The organism is Sphingomonas sp., from assembly GCF_050725575.1.
Classification (GTDB): Bacteria; Pseudomonadota; Alphaproteobacteria; order Sphingomonadales; family Sphingomonadaceae; genus Sphingomonas.
The window spans coordinates 1-1,914 of sequence record NZ_JBOHHW010000100.1 but is presented as its reverse complement, the minus strand read 5'-3'; the positions used below and the strand labels follow the sequence as shown (position 1 = coordinate 1,914).

Below are 1,914 nucleotides of genomic sequence, written 5' to 3'. Positions count from 1 at the left end.
CAGCTATCACCCGGCCGCCGCGCTGGCTTTCGACTGATCTGCGCGATGGCAATCAGGCCCTGATCGACCCAATGGATGCGGAGAAGAAGACCCGCCTGTTCGACTTGCTGGTCAAGGTCGGGCTGAAGGAGATTGAGGTCGGCTTCCCCTCGGCCGGCGCGACCGAGTTCGATTTCATCTCCGGCCTGGTCAGGAATGGCGGCATTCCCGATGATGTGACGATCCAAGTGCTGACTCAGTCGCGCCGCGACCTGATCGAAACCAGCTTCGAAAGCCTGCGTGGCGCGCCAAAGGCGATCGTCCATCTCTACAACGCGGTCAGCCCGGCCTGGCGCAAGATCGTCTTCGGCATGACTCGCGACGAAGTGCGCCAGATCGCGGTCGAGGGCGCCATGATCCTGCGTGACCAGGCCGCCGCCCAACCTGATACTGACTGGCATTTCGAATATAGTCCCGAAACCTTCTCGACCGCCGAACTCGATTTCTCGGTCGAGGTGTGCGAGGCGGTGATGGAGGTGTTGCGCCCCACTCCCGACCATCCAATCATCCTCAACCTGCCCGCGACGGTCGAATGCGCCACGCCCAACATCTATGCGGACCAGATCGAATGGTTCGGGCGCAACATCCGTAACCGCAACAGCATCGTCATCTCGCTGCATCCGCATAATGATCGCGGCACCGGCGTTGCCGCGGCGGAACTCGGGCTGATGGCCGGCGCCGACCGGGTCGAGGGCTGTCTGCTCGGCAATGGCGAGCGCACCGGCAATTGCGACCTGGTGACAGTTGCCCTCAATATGTACACACAAGGTGTTGATCCAAAACTCGATTTCTCCGATATCGATGAGATCGTCAGCACCGTGAATTATTGCACCAACCTGCCGGTGCATCCGCGCACGCCCTATGCCGGCGAGCTGGTCTTCACGGCTTTTTCGGGCAGCCATCAGGACGCGATCAAGAAAGGCTTCGCATCGCAGGCGGAACGCAACGACCAGCTGTGGGAAATCCCCTATCTGCCGATCGACCCGGCCGATCTCGGGCGCAGCTATGAGGCGGTGATCCGGGTCAATTCGCAGTCCGGCAAGGGCGGCGTCGCCTGGGTGATCGAGCAGGACAAGGGCCTGAAGCTGCCCAAGCGGCTGCAGGCCGATTTCAGCCGCCATGTGCAGGCCTTTGCCGATGAAAGCAGCCGCGAACTCAACGCCGCTGATATCTGGCAGCTGTTCGAGACGACCTACCTGCCGACCGGCCGCGACCGTTTCGCGCTGATCGACTATCAGGAAAACCACGCCCCCGGCGGCGGCCCGCCACGTACCTTTGTCGGCCGCGTCCGGTTCGACGGCGAGGAACGCTCGATCAGCGGGCGCGGCAATGGCCTGATCTCCGGCGTGCTCGATGCGCTGCGCGAGGATTGCGGCGTGGACCTCGACGTGATCGACTATAACGAACACGCCATCGGTCTTGGCGCGCAGGCTCAGGCGGCCGCCTATCTCGAATGCCGCACCGCCGACGGCCGCACCGTGTTCGGGGTCGGCATCGATGTCGACGTCGCGACGGCGACGGTGCGCGCGGCGCTGAGCGCGGCGAATCGCACGAGTGGAAATTAGAGCGGGACGACTTCGATTAAATTCACCACCGTCATTCCCGCTTGCGCGGGGATGACGGATCATAGTAAATCATTGATTATTAATAACTTTATTGGAATTCCATTCCAGTAATATCGATAGAATGCCCCACTCACCTCGCGCCAAAGATACGGCACAACCGGTGTAACATATCTCCCCTGCGCACTTTATCGTACCCTCGATTCAAACTCCATGAAACCCGCGTTATCCCGGCAGCATGGAAACACGTCCTTCAACTTTCAAAACCGATTATATCCGCCAGGCGCAGGAGCTTTATGCCCAGGGCCTGACC

Annotated in this window: 1 protein-coding gene; it reads left to right on the top strand. The window is 60.9% G+C overall.

The genetic code is table 11. The features are described from left to right. The coding region (leuA, locus tag ACRECS_RS27340) for a 2-isopropylmalate synthase (protein ID WP_431586126.1) at positions 1-1,604 on the top strand (1,604 nt) is incomplete at its 5' end. Between the last annotated feature and the right edge of the window lie 310 nt (positions 1,605-1,914).